Below are 20,469 nucleotides of genomic sequence, written 5' to 3' on the forward strand. Positions count from 1 at the left end.
CGCGCCCCGCCGTCACCTCCATGCGCCAACGTCAACGATTGATAGCGTAAACAAGCACGCGGTTCTGCTGATCGGGACGGAACCACAACAGTCAATTGTTAACCAGCGCGCCTTATTGACACCGTTTACTGCGGAAGCATCGACAAACCGGGTGGACATATCGATCGTGTTTGATTGGCTGAACGATCGTCAGGGGACCGTCGGCGTCATCGGCGCATTGTCGTTGACCGCGGTCATCGGCATGGGCGGCATGGCCGTCGACCTGAACCGGGGATATGACCAGCGAATGACCAACCAGCGGGTGGCCGACATGGCTGCGCTGGCCGCCGCACTCGCCTACAAGGCGAACAGCGCCACGTCCGTGCTGAACCCGACGGCCGTGGACGTGACCAGACTGAACGGCCTGTCCAACGCCAGCGTGACCGCAGAACTGGTCAACGACTATCCGACCAGCGGCAGCAAGGCGGTCAAGGTCACGCTCTCAACCCAGGTTCCGATCGCGATGGCGGCGGCGATCGGTTTTTCCGGTACCTATACGGTCCGGGTGACCTCCTATGCCGCGCTCAATTCCAGCCTGCCGACCGCCCCCATCTGCATCCTCGGCCTGTCCACCAGTGGCGATGCCGTCTCCACCTCTGGCGGGGCGACGATCGATGCGCCCGAATGCGCGGTGGTCGGCGTGGGCAATGTCAACAATGGCGGCACGCGGATCAATGCCAGGAACATCATCTCCGGCTCCGGTTCGATCACGAACAACTATGGCACCTTGACGACGGAATCGCTGCGCTATGCCGGCAGCTTCAACAATCCCGCCTGGAACGGCAATGTGCCCGCTGCCGACAAACGGCTGCAAACGGCGACCGGGATCGTCGATCCGCTGGCGAACAATGCCGCACTGGCGGCCGCCCGGTCGCTGCTTGGCAGCACCACCGCACCCGACGCGCTGACCAATCCGGTGACGCCGGTGGGCAGCAACTGGACGTTCAGCTCCAGTCCCGATTCGACCGTCGCCGGATTTCGCCAGGGCAATTCCGCCAAATACACCGTGCCCGCCGGCACCTATACCATCGGCACGCTGACCGTGGCCGGCGGGATCGAGGTGACCTTTGCCCCCGGATCGACGATCACCATTGCGGGCGGGGTCAACAATGGCGGCAACAAGCTGGAATTCGGCAACGGCGACATCCGCATCAACGGGGGGCTGAATGTCGGCTCGTCGGGGATCAAGTTCGGCAATGGCAGCCTGCATGTCGGCAGCGGCCCGGTGACGGGCGGCGGCACCAATGTCATCGGGGACGGAACCGTCATCTTCAACACCGACCTGAATGTCGCGGGCGGAGCGTCGCTGGCGATCGGCAACGGGACGCACCAGTTCCGCAGCCTGGCCGTCGGAGGCGGAAGCTGGCTGCGCATGGGCACGGGCAATGTCAGCGTCAGCAACGGCATCACGGTCGGCGGCAATTCGACGCTGGCCATGGGCAACGGGGATTACCGGTTCGGCAGCGGCTCGGGCGATGCGATCAACCTGAGCGGCAGCGCGGTGATGATCATGGGCGACGGGCAATTCAGCGCCAATGGCAACATCACCACCGCAGGCGGCAGCCGCATCGTGTTCGGACGGACCACCAACCACCTCATCAACGGCAACATGACCATCGCCGGATCCGCGCTGTTCGGGACCAGCCGATATACGATCAACGGCAATTTCACCAACGGCACCGGCGGGACCACCTGGCCCTATACATCGCCAGTGACGGGACAGACCTATGGCAACACGCTGGAGGGAGTCAGCGTCACCGGGTTCGACATGGCGGGCGTCAACGTCACCTTCGTCCTGAACGGTACGTTCAACCTGGCAGGCGGGGCCAAGACCAAACTGATGGCCAACCCGTCCAGCGTGTCGGGCGGGGCCATCGCCGACGTGCTGATCCATTCGCTGACCAGCAGCGCCACCAACTGGGCGGCAGGGGCGCAGAACGTGTTCGTGGGCGCGGTCCACCTGCCCAATTCGGATGTCACCATGAGCGGGGGCACCACGACGCTGTCGGCTGGCCAGTGCTTCATGCTGATCGCAAACCGCGTCACCGCAACGGGCGGGGCCGCGGCCGGGTCGGCGTGCGCGGGGGTGGCGTACAGCGCCAATTCGGGCGGCACCGGCACCGGATCGATCGGACTGGTGAATTGATGCGCCTGCCCCGAATGCTGACAGCCGATCGACGCGGTTCGGCAACCGTGGAATTTGCGCTGCTCACGCTGTTCTTCCTCGGCGTGATGACGGTCGTGCTCGATTATGCGTTCTTCTTCATCCAGCGCAGCCAGCTGGGGACGGCAGTCGAAAGCGCATCGGTATCCGCCTTTTCCAACCGCGATACCGTCACCTATTCAAACATCCCGACCTTCGTGCAGCAGGCGGCAAAGCCGCCTGCGGGCACCAGCATCACCGTCACCACGGGGTGCAATGGCGGCAGCAACAATTGCGTCAACACCAGCCGCAGCTGTTCCTGCCTGACCACGACGGGTACCTTCGTCGCGGCGGCATCGTGCGGCGCGGTGTGCAGCGGCGCCAACATGACCAGCGGATCGACCGCGGGCTATTATCTGAAGATTACCGCCAGCTATGCCTATCAGCCAATCGTGCTGCCCCAGGGTGCGCTGGACGACCGCACGATTAGTCAGTCGGCGACGGTCCGGCTGCAATGATCCGACGTCCGTCCCCCCTGGTCGCCGCCCGTAACCGGCGCGGCGCCACCGCCGTCGAATTCGCCCTGCTCGCCCCCGTATTCCTGGGCATGATGTTCTTCATCATCGAGGGCGGCCGGATGCTCTATATCAAGCAGGCGCTGCGCGAAGTCGCGTTCTCGACGGCGCGCTGCATGTCGGTCAGCGCCAATTGCAGCAATAACGGCCTGCGCCAGAATTTCGCCAGGAACCGCGCCGGCGGCTACGGCGTCGATGTGCAGGCGAGCGAAGTGACCGCCAGCAGCAACGTCACCTGCGACGGCAATGCCGGACAGAACCGGATCGTCATCACCATCGACTTCCGCTCCCCCGCATCGGGCCTGCTCGGCGTAATGCCGACGACGATCAGCGGGACGGCCTGTTACCCGAAGCTCAGCTGAAGCACGGCCTCAATAGGCGCGGGCGACCAGGATGCGCTCGACCGCCGGTTCCCCGGTAAAGATGCAGGCACCCGTTGCGGGCGTGGCATCGCTGGGCACGTTGCGGAAGGTGAGCTTCAGCGCTTTCAACCGCTCGACCACCTTGTCCAGCGCAGCGCCGGTCGGCCGCGACCAGCTGACTTCGACCCAGCCGGGATAGCGGTTGCCCTCGGCGAAATGGGCTTCGATCTGGGCAAAGTCGGTCACGTCGCGGCGGATGTTCGCCGCCAGCCGCTCGCGCGCCTGTCCGTGCAGCGATGCCTGGATTTCGGCCAGCAAGGCCGAAGCGCCAGCCACGAAATCCTCGCGCGGCTGGACGGCGCTGTCCAGCTTGCCGTCCGGCCGGTACAGCCGGTCGCGCCGAATGACGGACACATTGCCGCCCGCCTGGTCGCGCGGTCCGACCTCGACGATCACCGGCGCGCCCTTCTTCACCCAGCCCCACCGCTTGGTCGCCGCCTTGGCAGGCTTCAGGTCGAGCAGCGCGCGCACCGGCTCGCCCAGTGCCGACTGCTTGGCCAGCGCTGCCTGCAACTCTCGGCAATAGGCGATCACCGCCTCATCCTCCGGCCCGTCGCGCAGCATCGGCACGATCACCACCTGCCACGGCGCGATTGCGGGCGGCACGCGCAGGCCGTCATCGTCGCCGTGCACCATGATGACGCCGCCGATCATGCGGGTGGAAACGCCCCAGCTTGTCGTCTGCGCCAGCTCAAGCTCGCCCGACGCATTCTGGAACCGGATATTCTGCGCGCTGGAAAAGGTCGTGCCCAGAAAGTGCGACGTGCCGGCCTGCAGCGCCTTGCCATCCTGCATCATCGCCTCGATCGAATAGGTGGAGACGGCACCCGGAAACCGCTCATTCTCGGGCTTTTCACCGGCGACGACGGGCAACGCAAGGCAATCCTCGGCGAAGCTGCGATAGACCTCCAGCATCTTCATCGTTTCCTCGCGCGCCTCGTCCACCGAAGCGTGCGCGGTATGCCCCTCCTGCCACAGGAATTCGCTGGTGCGCAGGAACATGCGGGTGCGCATTTCCCAGCGCACGACATTGGCCCATTGGTTGATGAGGACCGGCAGGTCGCGCCACGACTGCACCCAGCGGCTGAAGGCGGCGCCGATCACCGTTTCCGACGTCGGCCGCACAACCAGCGGCTCCTCCAGCTTCGCCGCCGGATCGGGCACCAGCCGCCCGTCCTGCTGGATCAGCCGGTGGTGCGTGACGACCGCCATTTCCTTGGCAAAGCCGTCGACATGCTCGGCTTCCTTCTCGAAATAGGAAAGCGGGATGAACAGCGGGAAATAGCAGTTTTCATGCCCCGTCGCCTTGATGCGATCGTCCAGCAGCCGCTGCACCCGTTCCCAGATGCCATAGCCCCATGGCCGGATGACCATGCACCCGCGCACGCCCGATTCCTCGGCCAGGTCGGCCTCGGCGATGACTTGCTGGTACCAGGCGGCGAAATCGGCTTCGCGCGTGACGGACAGGGCGTGCTTGATCATGGCCTGCGGATAGCAGCGCAGACGAAGGGGGCAAGGGGTTGCAGGCGCCAGCGGCGCGGCCTAGGCGCCGTACGAGACTTACCACCCGTTCGTGCTGAGCTTGCCGAAGCACTGTCCTTGCCCTTGAAGAATGACAGCCCTTCGACAAGCTCAGGGCGAACGGTTTGCAGGAGCGCATGCGCCGACCCATGCCCGCCGAACGCATCCTGACCGGCATCGGCCTGCGGTTGCTGGCAATCTTCCTGTTGTCGGGGATGACCGCCCTGGTGAAGCTCAGCGTGGAACGCGGCGCGACCCTGCCGGAGACGATGTTCTTTCGTCAGCTTGCCTCGCTGCCCGTCGTGCTGGCCTTTGTCGCGGCAGGGCCGGGCCTGGCCAGCCTCAGGACCCAGCGCTTCGGCGCGCATCTGCGGCGGGCGATCGTCGGGACCATCGGCATGGTATTCACCTTCGGCTCGGTCCTGTTGCTGCCGCTGGCGGAGGCGACGGTGGTGTCATTCACCGTGCCGATCTTTGCGACGATCCTGGGCGCTCTGCTGCTCGAGGAACGGGTCGGTCGCCACCGATGGGGGGCGGTCCTTATCGGCTTTCTGGGCGTCCTGATCGTTGCCCAGCCGGCCGGTGGACATTTCCCGGTGATGGGCACGATCGTCGGCCTGCTGGCGGCGCTGTTCGTGTCGCTGGTGTCGATTCTGCTGCGCCAGATCGGTCAGACCGAACCGGCCGGGACGACCGTGTTCTGGTTCGCCTCCATCTCGCTGGTGCCGCTGTCCATCGCCTATGCCACGATGGCACGGCCGCACGATCCGCTCACCTGGGCGCTGCTGGTGGCCACCGGACTCGTCGGCGGGATGGGCCAGCTGGCGCTGACGGGCGCGGTCCGCTTTGCCCCGGTCAGCGCCGTCGTGCCGATGGACTATTCGGGCCTGATCTGGGCCACCCTGTTCGGCTGGACGCTGTTCGGCGCGTTGCCGACGTCCTGGACGTGGATCGGCGCGCCGGTCATCATCGGGTCGGGCCTGTACATCGCCTGGCGCGAACATCGGCGCGGGCGGCCGGTCAGCGGCGGCGGAACACCAGCATGAGGTTGTTGGCAGGCATCTCGATCTCGGCTGCCAGCATCAGACCCTGTGCAGCGGCGGCATCCGCGACCGCAGCCACCGAACGCAGACCCCAGCGCTCGTCCCGATCCTTCAGCGACCGGTCGAACGCCAGATTGGACGGTGCCGTCGCAACGCCATCCCGGACGAACGGGCCATAGAGGATCAGCGGCGCGCCGGTGCCCAGCACCCGCCCGGCCTCCGCCATCAATCCAAGCGCAGCCTCCCATGGCGCGATATGGACCATGTTGGCGCAAAACATCGCATCGGCCCGATCGACCGGCCAGTCGGCCGCGGCGGCATCGATCATCACCGGCGGGCGGACATTGGCCATGCCGTCCGTCCAGGCTGCGATCGATGCCAGCGCTGCCGCATCGGGATCGCTCGGCTGCCAGGTCAGCGCGGGAAACAGCGGCGCGAAATAGGCGATATGCTCGCCCGATCCGCTCGCCACCTCCAGCACCGTGCCGCTGGCGGGCAACAGGTCGCGTAGCTCGATCAGGATTGCATCGCGGTTGCGCAGCGTGGCTGGCGCGTGCTTTCGGACGTCGGGGCCGGCATCGCCGGGGGTCCATGGCGCGGGTTCGGTCATGCGATTATGCTTGGCGCAGCAGGGAGGCGAATGGCAATGGCGAAGGAACGGGATCACGCCGGGGTGCGCTTTCCCCCGCCTCTGGTCTTTCTCGGCCTGATGCTGATTGGCCAGGGGCTGGAACCGCAGCTTGGCCTCGGCGGATTCGGCATACCGCTGCCCGGTCTTCGCATCGCGGCAGGCGCACTGCTGGCGCTTGGCGGGGCCATGGCGATTGCGCTGGCGATCACCGGCTTTCGGCGCGCAGGCACCGATCCCGAACCGTGGAAACCGACCAGCGCCATTGTCGATGGCGGCATCTACGGCGTGACCCGCAACCCCATGTATCTGGGCATGGCACTGGTTCAGGCCGGATTGGGCGTGGCGACGGACAGTTTGCTGACCCTGGTCCTGACCCTGCCCGCCCTGGCCGCGATCCGCCTGTTCGTGATCGCGCGCGAGGAACGATACCTGATCGGAAGGTTCGGCCAGCCCTATCGCGACTATATGGCCAGCGTCCCCCGCTGGCTCTGATCGCGCACGAACCGCGACAGGCACAGGTGCAGCAGCAGCCCTGCCGGTCCGGCGAGGAAGCACAGCACCAGCGGCACGACCTGCACCCACCGCGCCATGCCGCGTCGGTCGGCATCGGCCGCAATCCACAGCCCAGCCATCAGGTCGAACGCCAGATAGTGAATCCACCCGATCACCACGCCGCCATCCGTGGCAAAGATCGATCGGATGCCGGCAATCGTGCTGAAATCGGGTGCCGGGCCGGGCGACGCCCCAAAGCCGCCTGCCAGCGCGGTGCCGATCAGCGCGGCATAGAGTGCGCTCAACCCGCCGACGACGCCGAAGCGGAGCGCCGAGCAAAGCCATGGCGGGCGCGGCGCAACCACCAGCGGGATCCACGCGATAAGCGCCACCAGGTTGACGATGCCGAACAGCGTATCCCACGTCATCGGCATCGCCTTTTCCCGTTACGCGTCCGGTTACTCCGCCGCCTCGGCCAGCGGGGCTTCCTTCCACACCAGCACCGGCTTGCGCGCCGCCTGAGTTTCATCCAGCCGCCGGCGCGGGGCGAAGTGCGGCGCGGATTTCAGGCTGGCATCGCCCGCCTTTGCCCGTTCCGCGACGCTGCGCAGCGCGCCGATGAACTGATCCAGCGCCGCCTTCGACTCCGTCTCGGTCGGCTCGACCAGCATCGCACCGTGCACGACCAGCGGGAAATAGACCGTCATCGGGTGATAGCCCTCGTCGATCAGCCCCTTGGCGACATCGAGGGTCGAGAACCCCTCGGCCAGATTGTCGTCGCTGAACAGCGCCTCGTGCATGCACGGGCCGCTGGCGGCGAACGGCGCGTCCAGCACGCCCTCAAGGCTGCGCAGGACATAATTGGCGTTGAGGACGGCATCCTCGGCCACCTGCTTCAGCCCGTCGGCGCCGTGGCTCAGGATATAGCTGAGCGCGCGGGTGAACATGCCCATCTGGCCATGGAACGCGACCATGCGGCCAAAGCTGTCGGCATGATGCTCGCCCGCCGTTTCTTCCTCGACCAGGCGAAACCCGTCCTCGGTCTTTTCCACGAAGGGCAGCGGCGCGAACGGCGCCAGCGCCTCCGACAGCACGACCGGGCCGGAACCGGGGCCGCCGCCGCCATGGGGCGTGGAAAACGTCTTGTGCAGATTGATGTGCATCGCATCGACGCCCAGGTCGCCGGGGCGAACCCGGCCGACGATCGCGTTGAAATTCGCGCCGTCGCAATAGACGTAGCCGCCCGCCGCATGCACCGCGTCCGAAATCGCGCGCAGGTCGCGCTCGAACAGGCCGCAGGTATTGGGGTTGGTGATCATCACCCCCGCTACGTCCGGCCCCAGCCGCGCCTTCAGCGCCTCGAAATCCACGCGGCCTTCAGGCGTTGCGGGAATATCCTCGACGGTGAAGCCCGCAAAGGCGGCGGTCGCCGGGTTGGTCCCGTGCGCGCTTTCCGGCACCAGAATCACTTTGCGCGGATCGCCGCGCTTTTCCAGCGCCGCCTTGATCGCCAGGATGCCGCACAGCTCGCCATGCGCGCCCGCCTTGGGGCTCATCGCCACCGCGTGCATGCCGGTCAGCGTGATCAGCCAGTGCGCCAGTTCGTCGATCAGGCCGAGTGCGCCCTGCACCGTATCCACCGGCTGCAGCGGATGGATGTCCGCAAAACCGGGCAACCGCGCCATCCGTTCATTAAGGCGCGGGTTGTGCTTCATCGTGCACGACCCCAGTGGGAACAGGCCCAGGTCGATGGCATAATTCTGGCGGCTGAGGCGGGTATAGTGACGCACCGTCTCCGGCTCCGCCAGACCGGGCAGACCGATATCGGCACGGCGGACAAGGCCACCCAGCCGGTCGGCGACTTGCGGCGCCGGGGCGATATCGACGCCGGTCGTCTCGGTCGACCCGATCTCGAAGATCAGCGCCTCTTCAAGCATCAGCGCGCGGTTGCCCGTAAAGGTCGCCCCCGCCCCACCGGCCGCACCGCTACCCATTTCCGGGCGCCATCCGCTCTGATTGATCGCGTTCATCTGCTCAAATCCCGTTCGGGCTGAGCTTGTCGAAGCCCTGCCCTTGTTTTGCAGTGGAAAGAAAGTGCAGCGCTTCGACAGCCCCGGATTCAGTCCGGGGGCGAACGGTGTAATGGGTCATTCCGCCAGCACCTCGGTCAGACCGCTTGCCAGCGCCTCGATATCCTCGTCCGTCACCGTTTCGGTCACCGCCACGACCAGGCCGTTGGCCAGGCCGTCATGGCCGGGATACAGCCGCCCCAGCGATACACCCGCCAGCACGCCGCGATCGGCCAGCGTCCGCACTACCGGCCGCGCCTCGACCGGCAGCTTCACGGTGAACTCGTTGAAAAAGGCGGAGTTGACGATCTCGACCCCCGGCACTTGCGCCAGCCGGTCGGCCACCTGCACCGCGCGGGCATGGTTCAGCGCCGCCAGGTCGCGCAGCCCCTTTTCGCCCAGCAGCGTCATGTGCACGGAGAATGCCAGCGCACACAGGCCGCTGTTCGTGCAGATGTTGCTGGTCGCCTTTTCGCGGCGGATATGCTGTTCGCGCGTCGACAGCGTCAGCACGAAACCGCGCTTGCCGCTGGCATCCACCGTCTCGCCGCACAGCCGGCCCGGCATCTGCCGCACCAGCTTGTCGGAACAGCCGAACAGCCCGACATAGGGACCGCCGAACTGCAGGCCGACGCCCAGCGACTGGCCCTCGCCCACCACGATGTCCGCGCCCATCTCGCCGGGCGAACGGATGGCACCCAACGCCACCGGCTCGGTGACGACCACGATCAGCAGCGCCTTGTTGGCATGGCACGCCTCGGCCAGCGGGGTCAGATCCTCGATCCGGCCCAGAATGTCCGGATATTGCACGACGACGCACGACGTATCGCTGTCGATCTGGCCGATCAGTTCGTCCTGATCCGTTTGCGGGGTCAGCGCGGGCAATCGCGTGATCAACTGGTCGCCGGTATATTTCGCCATGGTCTGGGCAACCGACACGTAATGCGGATGCAATCCGGCCGACAGGATCGCCTTGCCCCGCCGGGTCACCCGTCGTGCCATGCCGATCGCTTCCCAGCACGCGGTCGAACCATCATACATCGATGCATTGGCGACGTCGGTTCCGAACAGGCGCGCGACCTGAGTCTGGAACTCGAACAGCATCTGCAGCGTGCCCTGGGCGATTTCCGGCTGATAGGGCGTATAGGCGGTCAGGAACTCGCCGCGCTGGATGATGTGATCGACCGTCGCCGGCACATGGTGGCGATAGGCACCGCAGCCGAGGAAGAACGGGCCGTCCCCCGCCACGGTGTTTTTCGCAGCCAGCGCCTTCAGATGGCGTTCGACGGCCATTTCGCTGGCATGATGGGGCAGGCCGTGGATCGGGCCGTCCAGCCGGGCCTGTTCCGGCACGTCGACGAACAGGTCGTCGATCGTGGCCGCGCCGATGGTAGCCAGCATCGCCGTACGATCGGTATCGGTAAGGGGCAGGTAGCGCATTTCTTTTCCTTCCCCCTCCCGGTTCGGCGAGGGGCAATGATTGGGTTAAAGCTTGCTGACGAATTCCTGGTACTTCACCTCGTCCATCAGCGCGTCCAGCTCGGACGGATCGGACAGGGTCATCTGCCAGAACCAGCCATCGCCCTCAGGGTCCTCGTTCACCAGCGCGGGATTGTCCTCCAGCGCCGGGTTGCCCTCGATCACGCTGCCGCTGGCGGGGGAATAGACGTCGCTGGCCGCCTTCACGCTTTCGACCACCGCCGCATCGTCGCCCTTGCTCAGTTCCTTGCCCGCATCCGGCACCTCGACGAACACGATGTCGCCCAGCTGGCTCTGCGCATATTCGGTGATCCCGACCGTGGCGACTTCGCCGTCCAGTTCGATCCACTCATGGTCTTCGGTAAAGTAACGGCTCATTTCGCGGCTCCTGTGCGAACATAGCGGTGGGGGACGAACGGCATGGGCGTGACGGTGGCGTGATGCACCTTGCCCCGCTGGCTCAGCTGGATGGACGTGCCCGGCACGGCGAGCGCCGCCGGGACATAGGCCATGGCGATCGGCTTGCCGACGCTGGGTGCAAAGCCGCCGCTGGTCACGCGGCCGATCTCTCCGCCCTCGGCATCGATCACGGTCGCGCCCTCGCGCACCGGCTGGCGACCTTCGACGATCAATCCGACGCGCAACTGCGCCGCGCCATTGGCCAGCTGCTCCGCAATCCGCTCGAAACCGGCATAGCCGCCCGTGTCCCGCCGCTTATTCGAAAGCGCAAAGCCCAGATCCGCCTCGACCGGCGTGGTATCGGGATCCAGGTCGTGACCATAAAGCGGCAGCCCCGCCTCCAGCCGCAGCGAATCGCGCGCGCCAAGGCCGATCGGCTTCACCTCCGGCTGCGCGCACAGCGCATCGGCCAGTGCCGCGACAACCTCTGCGGGCACCGAAATCTCGAACCCGTCCTCGCCGGTATAGCCCGAACGCGACACGCCGATGTCGATGCCGCGCCAGCGATAGGGCGACGCCTGCATGAAGGCCAGCTGCTCGACCCGCGGCCAATCGGCCTGCAGCGGCTCAAGGCCCAGCCGCGCCAGCGCGTCCACCGCCTTCGGCCCCTGCAGCGCCAGCAGCGCATGATCGTCCAGATGGTTGAGCGTGATCTCGTCGGGCAGGTGTTCGCGCAGATGGGCGATATCGTCCCACTTGGTCGCGCCGTTGACGACTAGGTACAGGCCGTGCCCGGTATTGGTGACCATCAGGTCGTCCAGCACGCCGCCATTGTCGGCCATCAGCAGCGTGTAGCGGATGCGTCCAGCCTTCAACGCCGAGATATCGCCCGGGACCAGTGCCTCCAGCGCCTCGGCAGCGCCCTCGCCGCTCAGGGTCAGCTGGCCCATATGGCTGACGTCGAACAGCCCGGCGCTTTCGCGTACCCACAGATGTTCGGCCATGATCCCGTCGAACTGCACCGGCATCCAGTATCCGGCGAACGGCACCATCCGGCCGCCCCGCGCGCGGTGCCAGTCGTCCAGCGGCAGGCTGAGCGTGTCGGGCACGGCGTCTCCGCCAGCAGCCTCGTCGATTTCGATGACTTCGCTCACTCGATCGGTTCCCGCGCGACGGACGATGAACGGCCCGATCCGGCGCGTCGCATCGGCGCCCGATCATGCCGCCCCCTCTGTCACGGGACCTGAGAGCTTTGATCCGATCGGCCAGGCCGCGCGGACTTACCCCTTCGGTGGCCCCGGACGGATCCGGGACGCTTTCCAGAGTGTCGTGGCAGTCGCGGTCCGCTTTGCCTGAGAGTTTCCGGGGCGGTTGCTCCTTCGGCGGTGGGGATAAACCCACACTCTCCCGCGCTGCCGATACCGGTTGCCCGGCGCCGACGCCCAACCTGTGACGCGGTGCAGCACGCGAGTCAATCGACGATCTGGACGGTCCGCGCGATTCTGTGGACGGGCCGTGCCGACGCCTACGCGATCAGCGGGTGACGTTGTACATCAGCTGCGCCTCGGTCAGCTGAAATCCGACCAGCGCCTCGAACGTCGCGGCACGCACCGCGTCGCGGATGGCGGGCTGGCTCAGCGGATCGACGGCGGCATCCTCTTCGCCCGCACGGCGACGGCGGGTCAGCTGCTGGCGCACCTCTTCGGGCAAGGTCGCGGCCGACAGGTTGATGACCGCCGTGCCCTGGCCGCTGGTCTGGGCGCGATTCTCGCCTGCGGCGAAATTCAGCGTCGCCTCGGCCACGCGCTTGGTGCTCACCTGGTTCCCGCCGCGCAGCACCGTGACGAAATAGGGCAGGGTCACGACGCGCGGCGCATCGGTCCGCATCCGGCTGGCCAGGATGTCGAAGGTGATGGTGCTGACCACCTCTCCGCCCACCGTCCCGCAATTGGCGCGCACATTGGTGATGACCGCCGTCAGGTCGATCGCGTTCGATTCCTGGCTGCCGGCCGGATCGAACAGCGTGATGTCGCCCGCGCCCGCCACGACGCCGACGCCCGGACAGGCGCTGCGGACCGCAGACACGCCGACGCCCTGGCCCAGGTCCAGGTCGCCGGTGCGGGAACATCCGGCCAGCGCGATCGCCAGCGTCAACAGGGCGGGCATGGCGATTTTGGCGCGGGTCACGGGTGATCGGTTCCTTAACGACTATGACTCGGACGAACGGGACCGGCATCGACCGGCTGGATCGCTGACCGGGCCTTGCCCCGTTCGGGCGGCGCGCACAATAGGAACCGGCTTTCCCCTTCGCAAGCAATCGCGTAATGCAGCGGCATGACCGAAGCCATCGCCGCGAAACCCGCCATCGACCTGCTCATCGCCGCCCCGCGCGGCTTTTGCGCGGGCGTGGACCGCGCCATCCGCATCGTGGAGCTGGCGATCGAGAAATACGGCGCGCCCGTCTATGTCCGCCACGAAATCGTCCACAACCGGTTCGTTGTCGACACGCTGAAGGCGCAGGGCGCGGTGTTCGTCGACGAACTGGACGAGGTGCCGGACGGCGTGCCGGTGGTGTTCAGCGCGCACGGCGTGCCAAAGGTCGTGCCGGCAAAGGCACAGGAACGCGGCCTTTCCTATCTCGACGCCACCTGCCCGCTGGTGTCGAAAGTGCACCGCCAGGCGGAACGACTGGTCGCCGCCGGGCGTCACATTCTGTTTGTCGGTCATGCCGGCCACCCGGAAGTGATCGGCACCTTCGGCCAGGTGCCGGCCAGATCGATGACGCTGATCGAGACGGAGGCGGATGCAGAGGCGCTCGTCCCGGCCGATCCGAACAATCTCGCCTTTCTGACCCAGACCACCTTGTCGGTGGACGATACGGCCGCGGTTCTCGAAGTGCTGATGCGCCGCTTTCCCGATATCGTCGCGCCCAAGGCGGACGACATCTGCTATGCCACGTCCAACCGCCAGTCGGCGGTCAAGGCGATTGCCTCGTCCGTCGATCTGGTGCTGGTCATCGGCGCGCCCAATTCGTCCAATTCGCTGCGGCTGGTCGAAGTGGCCAAGCGCGAGGGCACCGATGCCAAGCTGATCCAGCGGGCGTCCGACCTCGATTTCGAATGGCTGGCGGGCGTCGGCGCGCTGGGCATCACCGCCGGCGCCTCCGCACCCGAAGTGCTGGTGCGCGAAGTCGTAGACCATATCGCCACGCGCTTCGACGTGACCGAGCGCGAGGTTGAGACCACGCGCGAGGACATCGCCTTCAAGCTGCCGCGCGGGCTGGAAGAAGCGGCCTGACCGCCAGGACACGGACGGGGACATGGCAGTCTATACACAGGTGTCGGCCGAGGCGCTGGCCGCGTTTCTCACGCGCTTCGACGTCGGCGAACTCGTCTCGGCCAAGGGCATTGCCGAGGGCGTCGAAAATTCGAATTACCTCGTCGATACAACCACTTCCCGGTATATCCTGACCCTGTATGAAAAGCGGGTGGCAGCGGGCGACCTGCCCTATTTCATGGCCCTGCTCGACCATCTGGCTGCCCGGGGCCTGCCGGTGCCCCCGGCGATCAAGGACCGCGAAGGCCGCGAAATCCACGAGCTTCAGGGTCGCCCAGCCTGTCTGATCCGCTTCCTGCACGGCGTGTCGGTCAGCCACCCGACCGAGGTGCAGGCGCTGGCGGCGGGCGCGGCGATGGGCCGGATGCACGGCGCGCTTGCCGATTTTCGGATCGACCGGCCCAATTCGATGGGCGCCGATACCTGGCGCGCGCAATATGAGCGGTGCGGCCGCGATCTCGACCGGATCGAGCCTGGCCTGTTCGACCGGGTCGGTGAAGCACTGGACAGCGTGCTCGCCCGCTGGCCGACGGACCTGCCGACCAGCGCCATCCACGCCGACCTGTTCCCCGACAATGTGCTGATGCTGGGCGACCGCATCACCGGCCTGATCGACTTCTATTTCGCCTGCACCGACATCCGCGCCTATGACCTGGCGGTGATGCACGGGGCGTGGTCGTTCGATGCCACCGGCCGCGACTTCTATCCGCCCATCGGCCGGGCGCTGATCGCAGGCTATGCCGAAACCTTCGGCCTGAGCGACGCCGAGCGCGCGGCGCTGCCCGTGCTGGCGGAAGGGGCGGCGCTTCGCTTCCTGCTCAGCCGCGCCTGGGACTGGCTGAACACGCCAGCCGATGCGATGGTCACGCGGAAGGATCCGCTCGCCTATCTGCGGCGCTACGACTTTTACCGGGCTGCGGGTGCAGACCTGTTCGCATGACCGAATTGCCGCTGGTGGAAATCGCGACGGACGGCGCGTGCAAGGGCAATCCGGGGCCGGGTGGCTGGGGCGTGCTCTTGCGCTTCGGTGACGTGGAAAAGGAACTGTCCGGCGGCCAGGCGGATACGACCAACAACCGCATGGAGCTGATGGCCGCGATCTCCGGCCTCAATGCGCTGACCCGCCCCTGCCGCGTCACCCTGTCGACCGACAGCCGCTATGTGATGGATGGCCTCACCAAATGGATCCACGGCTGGCGCAGGAACGGCTGGAAGACTGCCGACCGCAAGCCGGTGAAGAACGCCGATCTGTGGCAAGCATTGCTCGAAGCCGCCGCCCCCCACCGCGTCGAATGGCAATGGGTCAAGGGCCATGCCGGCCACCCCGACAACGAACGCGCCGACAAACTGGCCAGCGACGCGGCGATGGCAGCGGGACGGCAGAAGTAGCTTGGACGTCGCCCCGGCCTTGAGTCGGGGTCCAGCTTGCCGCCCCTACCCCTTTTCCCCCAGCAGATCATGCCGCCTGAGCGCGTGGCGCAGCTGGTCGTAGCTCAGGCCCAGCGCCTCTGCGGTATGCCGCTGGTTATAGCGATTGTCCGCCAGCGCGCGGGTCAGCAGCGATCGTTCGTAATTGTTCACCCGCGTCTTGAAATCGACTGCCCCGTCGAACGGGCTGTCCTCCAGCGCGGTCGAGGGGATGGGCGCCGGATCGCCGTCCGGCGTTGTCGCCGCTGCCCGCGCCGGGGCCTGCCCGCGCGGTCGATAGGGCGAGGCGAAAGGGTCGATCTCGATGGCATCCACCGGACCCGGCTGGTCCCACCGGTACACCGCCCGCTCGACGCAGTTGCGGAGTTCGCGGACATTGCCGGGCCAGCGATGGGTGGTCAGCACTTCGGTCGCGTGCAGGCCGAATCCCGGCCAGCGGTCACGCCCCAGTTCGGCCGCCATGCGCCGCCCGAAATGATCCGCCAGCACCATGATGTCGCCCGGCCGCGCGCGTAAGGGGGGCAGCGTCACCACCTCGAAGCTCAACCGGTCGAGCAGGTCGGCCCGGAACGTGCCCTGGTCCACCCGGTCGGGCAGGTGCTCGTTCGTCGCCGCCACGATGCGCACATCGACGCGGATCGGCCGCGACGATCCGATCCGGTTGATCTCGCCATATTCCACCGCGCGAAGCAGCCGTTCCTGCGCCCCCATGGACAGCGTGCCCAGTTCGTCCAGGAACAGCGTGCCGCCGTCCGCTTCCTCGAACCGGCCGGTCCGCGCCTTGGTCGCGCCGGTGAACGCCCCCGCCTCATGCCCGAACAGTTCCGCCTCGATCAGCGTTTCGGGCAGCGCGGCACAGTTCATCACGACCAGCGGCTGGTCCCATCGCGGGCTGAGGCGATGCAGGCGTTCGGCCACCAGTTCCTTGCCGGTGCCCCGTTCGCCGATCACCAGCACGGGCCGGTCCAGCGCAGCGGCGCGGCTGGCGCGTTCCAGCGCGTCCATGAACGGGCCGGACTGGCCGATGACCTGCGTCGTGCGCTCCATTCCCTACAATTGGCGCAAATCACCAACTCTTGGCAAGCGGCATTTGCCATCCCGTTTATCCAGGGTTCAGCTTTGGCGGATTTGGGCCATTCTCGAAATTGGCACGGGCCGTGCAGAGTGTTCGGCATCACCCGCAAGCGGTGAACGATACAAACTCAGGTTCAGGGAGAACCCAATAATGAAGAGCATCAACGCCAGTGCCAACCAACGCTTCGCAGCGATCCTGCTCGCCTCCTTCGGGACCAGCGCGCTGATGATCGGTACCGTCACCCCGGCCAAGGCCGAGGAAGCGGCCCGCAACACCCGGCAGTGGGAACGGCTGGTGTCCAACCGGCTCGACCAGAAGCTGCCGTTCGTGGACGGCGTCTCCGCCGCCCGCAAGCGGGATCGTGCCGCGATCGTCGCGGTCCGGTTCAATGCCGAAGGCCATGCCGAAGGGTTCGAACTGGCCCAGTCGACCGGCCATGCAAAGCTCGACCGGACGGCCATCCGCGCGGCCCGGTCGGTCAACTATCCGCAACTGCCCAAATCGCAGCGCGGACGGGCACAGACGGTGGCGGTCGAGGTGTTCTTTTCCAATCCGAACGAGAACCCAGAGCGGGCGAAGATCCGCGACCGGGCAATCCAGGTGGCGATGCTGTCGCCGAACTAACGGGTCTTTCCCGCCGCCCTTCCCCAGGGGGCGGCGGGGGAACGGCCGGAGCGGAGTGCCCCAGACCCCGCCCCGGCCGATTTTTGAAGTGATTTGACGAAGGAGCATTACCGATGGGTATCTTTTCCCGCACCCGCGACATCATCGCAGCGAACGTCACCGACCTGCTCGACAAGGCGGAAGACCCGGCCAAGATGATCCGCATGATCATCCTCGAAATGGAGGAGACGCTGGTCGAGGTGCGCGCCAGCGCCGCCCGCACCATCGCGGATCAAAAGGAAATCCGCCGCCACATCGCCAAGCTGGAAGGGCTGCAGGCGAACTGGACCGAAAAGGCCGAGCTGGCGCTGTCCAAGGGCCGCGAGGACCTGGCCAAGGCCGCGCTGGTCGAACGGCAGAAGGCGGCCGACATGGCCGAGCAGCTTTCGGCGGAAATCGTGGTGCTGGACGATGCGCTGAAGGCGTCGGAGGCGGACATCACCAAGCTGCAGAACAAGCTGCGCGAAGCGCGTGCCCGTCAGTCCTCAATCGTCACTCGCCTGGAAAGCGCGAACAACCGCGCCCGGATGCGCGAAGTCTATTCGGGCAGCCGCATCAACGAGGCATTCAGCCGTTTCGACGTGCTGGAGCGCCGCGTGGACATGGCCGAGGGCCGCGCCGACGCGATGGGCATGGGCCAGCCCGCCAAGACGCTGGACGAGGAAATCGCCGAGCTGAAATCGGCCGAAAAGGTCGATGCCGAACTGGCCGCGCTCAAGGCCCGCCTGAACAAGGAGGGCTGATGCGATGGAGGACGTCTTTCTCCCCATCGTCATCGTCGGGATGCTGTTCATCGGCCTTCCCTGGGTCATCATGCACTATGTGACCAAGTGGAAGCAGGCGGCGACCATCACCGGCGAGGACGAGAAGCTCCTCGACGAGCTTTACCACACCGCCCGGCGGCTGGATGAACGGCTTGAAACCATCGAGCGCATCATCGCCGCCGACAACCCCGACTTCCGCCCCGCTCAGCCGAGCCAGCCGGAAGACCAGCCATTCGATTACAGCAGGAGGAACTGAAATGTCCGCCAGCCGCACCAAATTCTACACCGACAAGCATAATGGCAAGTGGATGGGCGTCTGTGCCGGGCTTGCCGACTATACCGGCTTTGACGTCACCATCATCCGGGTCTCGACCGTGATCCTGACCCTGGCGACGAGCGGATGGGTGCTGATCGGTTACCTGGTCATGGGTTGGGTGGCCCCCAAAAAGCCGCTCGGCCTGTATGAAACCCGCGAGGACGAGAAGTTTTGGCAAGGCGTGCGCAGCAACCCGCGCCGCTCGACCAGCGAGGTCCGGTCTAAGCTGCGCGACATCGACCGCCGCCTGGCCGACATCGAAATCTTCTACACCAGCCGCAACCGTCGCCTGGCCGACGAAATCGACAGCCTGCGCTGATCGACGGCACGAACAGGGAGGAACAGGATCATGAGCTGGAGCGGACCGGGTTTCGTCATCGCCATCATCGCGATCTCGACGATCGGATGGGTGATCAACAGCTGGATCAGGGCCAGGCATGGCTATCCGGTGGAAAATGAATGGGGCGGCACCACCGCCCGGGGGTATGACGGACTGGAGGAGGATTATCCGAATGCCGTCCGTCAGATCGCGCTGCTGAACAGCGAGAATGAAAAGCTGAACGGCAAGGTGTCGCGACTGGAGGAACGGATCGCGGTCCTCGAACGGATCGCCACCGATCCCGCCCAGCGGATCGCCCGCGAAATCGACAGCCTGCGCTGAACCGGCACACAGGGAGAACCGACATGATTGCCGATCAACTCGCCCCCAACCTACCCTGGATCATCGGCTCCGGCCTGTTGATCGGCGCCCTTGGCCTGGTCGCCTGGATGTTCACCACCTGGCTTCGCGTGAAGAACGGCTACCCGCTCGACGGGGCCTGGGGGCAGGCCATCTATCCCCAACGCAACGACGAGGCGATGGAGCGGATCAAGTTGCTCAGCCAGGAAAACGCCCAGCTTCGCGCCGAACTGGGATCGATCAAGGACCGCCTCGCCAATGTCGAGCGGATCGTCACCGACGGCGCCCACAGCCTCGACCGCGAGATCGAGATGCTGCGCGGCAAGACCAACTGAGGAGCTTATCCCATGGACGCCACCTGGATTCCCATTCTTGGCATCACCTTTGGCACGATGATCCCGATCACCGCGCTGGTCGCCAAACAGATCGTCCAGCCGATGCTGGAGCATCGCCGCCTGCAAATGGAGCTTGAGGCAAAGCTGCTGGCGGAAAAGACGGCTCAATATGCCGCCGGCACCGAACGGCTGGAACAGCGGGTGCGCGTGCTCGAACGGATCATCACCGACCGCGGCATGGCCGTCGCCGACGAGATCGAGCGGCTGCGCGACGCCCCGCTGAACTGACCCAACCCACAGCGTTTACCGACGCATCGAACAAGAAAGAGAACAGGATGCTTATCTTCACTGGCGTCATCGCCATCATCGCCGCCGGCCTGTGCTGGATCGCCGAACGCCGCGACCGCCCCCGCCGCCGGGCCATGCGGATCGCTGCCCTGGCCCGCCCCGACCTGCAGCCGGCCGAATAAGCGCCGGACCGACCCGCGAAAGGAACCGACATGGGCCCGTTTGAAATGGTCGTCGCCATCGTGATCGTCGTGACGATCGGCGGCATCGTCAAATCCCGGATGCAACGCAGCGATGAAGCGGCCCCGGCGGTCGATACCGCCGATGCGGCCCGGATGCGGGAGGAAATCCGGTCCCTGCGCGAACGGGTGCAGGTGCTGGAACGGGTCATCACCGACAATCATTCGTCGAGCAGCCTCGATCGTGAAATCGAGCGGCTGCGCGGCGACCAGGCGAAGTGACGAAGAGGACGTGATCATGTTCGATCCCAACTCGACCGCGATCCTGGCCACGGCCGGGCTGACCGGGCTGGCGATGGTGACGGCGGCCGGCCTTGCCGGATGGCGGGGCTGGCTGGCGCTCAAGCAGCAGGAACTGGCGCTTTCCGCCCGCGGGCCCCGCCATGAGGACCAGGGCGACACCGGCAACGCCAGCGCCCGCATCGAAATCGCCGATCTGAAGGAACGCATCCGCAAACTGGAAGCGATTGCGGCAGGCGTCGATCTTTAGGGTTCAGCAGCCATTCCGGGGGCGGCGGCGACCGCCTCCGCAC

27 protein-coding genes and 1 riboswitch are annotated in these 20,469 nt (G+C 66.2%); of the genes, 18 read left to right on the plus strand and 9 right to left on the minus strand.

Going from position 1 to position 20,469, the window contains the following annotated elements; all coding sequences use genetic code 11:
* The first annotated feature begins 166 nt into the window (after positions 1-166).
* Genes ACPVPU_RS11465 through ACPVPU_RS11475 form a run of 3 tightly spaced genes read left to right on the plus strand, consistent with a single transcriptional unit; the run spans position 167 to position 3,119 of the window.
* A complete protein-coding gene (locus tag ACPVPU_RS11465) occupies positions 167-2,185 on the plus strand; it encodes a hypothetical protein (protein WP_448658066.1) in 2,019 nt (672 codons plus the stop codon).
* A complete protein-coding gene (locus ACPVPU_RS11470) occupies positions 2,185-2,700 on the plus strand; it encodes a TadE/TadG family type IV pilus assembly protein (protein WP_448658067.1) in 516 nt (171 codons plus the stop codon). Before ACPVPU_RS11465 ends, ACPVPU_RS11470 begins: the two co-directional genes overlap by 1 nt.
* The gene (locus tag ACPVPU_RS11475) at positions 2,697-3,119 is read left to right on the plus strand and encodes a TadE/TadG family type IV pilus assembly protein (protein WP_448658068.1); all 423 of its coding nucleotides are present in this window, start codon (positions 2,697-2,699) and stop codon (positions 3,117-3,119) included. The genes ACPVPU_RS11470 and ACPVPU_RS11475 overlap by 4 nt, the downstream gene beginning before the upstream one ends.
* Positions 3,120-3,128: 9 nt before the next feature.
* On the opposite strand, the gene proS is transcribed toward ACPVPU_RS11475, so the two are convergent.
* The gene (gene proS, locus ACPVPU_RS11480) at positions 3,129-4,661 is read right to left on the minus strand and encodes a proline--tRNA ligase (protein ID WP_448658069.1); all 1,533 of its coding nucleotides are present in this window, start codon (positions 4,659-4,661) and stop codon (positions 3,129-3,131) included.
* A 176-nt stretch (positions 4,662-4,837) separates the two neighbouring features.
* Here proS and ACPVPU_RS11485 point away from each other — a divergent pair, with 176 nt between their 5' ends.
* Positions 4,838-5,746, plus strand: coding sequence for a DMT family transporter (locus ACPVPU_RS11485; RefSeq protein ID WP_448658070.1), 909 nt, complete (start codon positions 4,838-4,840; stop codon positions 5,744-5,746).
* Here the strand turns inward: ACPVPU_RS11485 and ACPVPU_RS11490 are convergent.
* Positions 5,721-6,353 carry a DUF938 domain-containing protein gene (locus ACPVPU_RS11490; RefSeq protein WP_448658071.1) on the minus strand — a complete coding sequence of 211 codons (633 nt, stop codon included), beginning with the start codon at positions 6,351-6,353 and terminating at the stop codon, positions 5,721-5,723. The two genes, ACPVPU_RS11485 and ACPVPU_RS11490, sit on opposite strands and share 26 nt — an antisense overlap.
* Before the next feature lie 36 nt (positions 6,354-6,389).
* Between ACPVPU_RS11490 and ACPVPU_RS11495 the strand changes: the two genes are divergently transcribed.
* On the plus strand, positions 6,390-6,866 hold the full coding sequence (locus ACPVPU_RS11495) for a methyltransferase family protein (protein ID WP_448658072.1): 477 nt from the start codon (positions 6,390-6,392) through the stop codon (positions 6,864-6,866).
* Here ACPVPU_RS11495 and ACPVPU_RS11500 read toward each other — a convergent pair.
* The 6 genes from ACPVPU_RS11500 to ACPVPU_RS11525 form a co-directional block, all read right to left on the minus strand.
* Positions 6,836-7,300, minus strand: coding sequence for an ABA4-like family protein (locus ACPVPU_RS11500; protein WP_448658073.1), 465 nt, complete (start codon positions 7,298-7,300; stop codon positions 6,836-6,838). The two genes, ACPVPU_RS11495 and ACPVPU_RS11500, sit on opposite strands and share 31 nt — an antisense overlap.
* Before the next feature lie 24 nt (positions 7,301-7,324).
* Positions 7,325-8,896, minus strand: coding sequence for an aminomethyl-transferring glycine dehydrogenase subunit GcvPB (gene gcvPB, locus ACPVPU_RS11505; RefSeq protein WP_448658074.1), 1,572 nt, complete (start codon positions 8,894-8,896; stop codon positions 7,325-7,327).
* 117 nt (positions 8,897-9,013) lie between these two features.
* Positions 9,014-10,375, minus strand: coding sequence for an aminomethyl-transferring glycine dehydrogenase subunit GcvPA (gcvPA, locus tag ACPVPU_RS11510; RefSeq protein WP_448658075.1), 1,362 nt, complete (start codon positions 10,373-10,375; stop codon positions 9,014-9,016).
* Positions 10,376-10,420: 45 nt separating this feature from the next.
* Positions 10,421-10,792, minus strand: a complete 372-nt coding sequence (gene gcvH, locus ACPVPU_RS11515) for a glycine cleavage system protein GcvH (RefSeq protein ID WP_448658076.1) — start codon at positions 10,790-10,792, stop codon at positions 10,421-10,423.
* A complete protein-coding gene (gcvT, locus tag ACPVPU_RS11520; protein ID WP_448658077.1) occupies positions 10,789-11,967 on the minus strand; it encodes a glycine cleavage system aminomethyltransferase GcvT in 1,179 nt (392 codons plus the stop codon). Before gcvT ends, gcvH begins: the two co-directional genes overlap by 4 nt.
* Before the next feature lie 174 nt (positions 11,968-12,141).
* Positions 12,142-12,233, minus strand: a riboswitch (glycine riboswitch).
* Positions 12,234-12,346: 113 nt separating this feature from the next.
* Positions 12,347-13,000: a hypothetical protein gene (locus tag ACPVPU_RS11525; protein WP_448658078.1), complete on the minus strand. Its 654-nt coding sequence runs from the start codon at positions 12,998-13,000 to the stop codon at positions 12,347-12,349.
* A 147-nt stretch (positions 13,001-13,147) separates the two neighbouring features.
* Between ACPVPU_RS11525 and ispH the strand changes: the two genes are divergently transcribed.
* The 3 genes from ispH to rnhA are packed head-to-tail and all read left to right on the plus strand — an operon-like array spanning position 13,148 to position 15,538.
* A complete protein-coding gene (ispH, locus tag ACPVPU_RS11530) occupies positions 13,148-14,110 on the plus strand; it encodes a 4-hydroxy-3-methylbut-2-enyl diphosphate reductase (protein WP_448658079.1) in 963 nt (320 codons plus the stop codon).
* Between the two features lie 22 nt (positions 14,111-14,132).
* On the plus strand, positions 14,133-15,089 hold the full coding sequence (gene thrB / locus ACPVPU_RS11535) for a homoserine kinase (RefSeq protein WP_448658080.1): 957 nt from the start codon (positions 14,133-14,135) through the stop codon (positions 15,087-15,089).
* On the plus strand, positions 15,086-15,538 hold the full coding sequence (gene rnhA / locus ACPVPU_RS11540; RefSeq protein ID WP_448658081.1) for a ribonuclease HI: 453 nt from the start codon (positions 15,086-15,088) through the stop codon (positions 15,536-15,538). Before thrB ends, rnhA begins: the two co-directional genes overlap by 4 nt.
* A 45-nt stretch (positions 15,539-15,583) precedes the next feature.
* Here rnhA and pspF read toward each other — a convergent pair whose 3' ends face one another.
* Positions 15,584-16,624, minus strand: coding sequence for a phage shock protein operon transcriptional activator (gene pspF / locus ACPVPU_RS11545; RefSeq protein ID WP_448658082.1), 1,041 nt, complete (start codon positions 16,622-16,624; stop codon positions 15,584-15,586).
* A 178-nt stretch (positions 16,625-16,802) separates the two neighbouring features.
* Between pspF and ACPVPU_RS11550 the strand changes: the two genes are divergently transcribed.
* From ACPVPU_RS11550 to ACPVPU_RS11595, 10 genes are all read left to right on the plus strand, one after another.
* A complete protein-coding gene (locus ACPVPU_RS11550; protein ID WP_448658084.1) occupies positions 16,803-17,276 on the plus strand; it encodes an energy transducer TonB in 474 nt (157 codons plus the stop codon).
* 113 nt (positions 17,277-17,389) lie between these two features.
* Positions 17,390-18,058, plus strand: a complete 669-nt coding sequence (gene pspA, locus ACPVPU_RS11555) for a phage shock protein PspA (protein WP_448658085.1) — start codon at positions 17,390-17,392, stop codon at positions 18,056-18,058.
* 4 nt (positions 18,059-18,062) lie between these two features.
* Positions 18,063-18,335, plus strand: a complete 273-nt coding sequence (gene pspB / locus ACPVPU_RS11560; protein WP_448658086.1) for an envelope stress response membrane protein PspB — start codon at positions 18,063-18,065, stop codon at positions 18,333-18,335.
* Between the two features lies 1 nt (position 18,336).
* On the plus strand, positions 18,337-18,714 hold the full coding sequence (gene pspC, locus ACPVPU_RS11565; protein ID WP_448658087.1) for an envelope stress response membrane protein PspC: 378 nt from the start codon (positions 18,337-18,339) through the stop codon (positions 18,712-18,714).
* Between the two features lie 30 nt (positions 18,715-18,744).
* Positions 18,745-19,056 (plus strand): hypothetical protein, encoded by a 312-nt coding sequence (locus ACPVPU_RS11570; RefSeq protein ID WP_448658088.1) that lies wholly within the window; start codon positions 18,745-18,747, stop codon positions 19,054-19,056.
* A gap of 23 nt (positions 19,057-19,079) precedes the next feature.
* The gene (locus ACPVPU_RS11575; protein ID WP_448658089.1) at positions 19,080-19,409 is read left to right on the plus strand and encodes a hypothetical protein; all 330 of its coding nucleotides are present in this window, start codon (positions 19,080-19,082) and stop codon (positions 19,407-19,409) included.
* Between the two features lie 12 nt (positions 19,410-19,421).
* The gene (locus ACPVPU_RS11580; protein ID WP_448658090.1) at positions 19,422-19,697 is read left to right on the plus strand and encodes a hypothetical protein; all 276 of its coding nucleotides are present in this window, start codon (positions 19,422-19,424) and stop codon (positions 19,695-19,697) included.
* Positions 19,698-19,744: 47 nt separating this feature from the next.
* Positions 19,745-19,879, plus strand: coding sequence for a hypothetical protein (locus ACPVPU_RS11585; RefSeq protein WP_448658091.1), 135 nt, complete (start codon positions 19,745-19,747; stop codon positions 19,877-19,879).
* A 30-nt stretch (positions 19,880-19,909) separates the two neighbouring features.
* Positions 19,910-20,158, plus strand: a complete 249-nt coding sequence (locus ACPVPU_RS11590) for a hypothetical protein (protein WP_448658092.1) — start codon at positions 19,910-19,912, stop codon at positions 20,156-20,158.
* A 16-nt stretch (positions 20,159-20,174) separates the two neighbouring features.
* Complete coding sequence (locus ACPVPU_RS11595; RefSeq protein ID WP_448658093.1) at positions 20,175-20,426, plus strand: hypothetical protein; 252 nt, start codon at positions 20,175-20,177, stop codon at positions 20,424-20,426.
* Positions 20,427-20,469: the final 43 nt, after the last annotated feature.

The sequence above is a fragment of the Sphingomonas paludis genome (genome assembly GCF_053502515.1).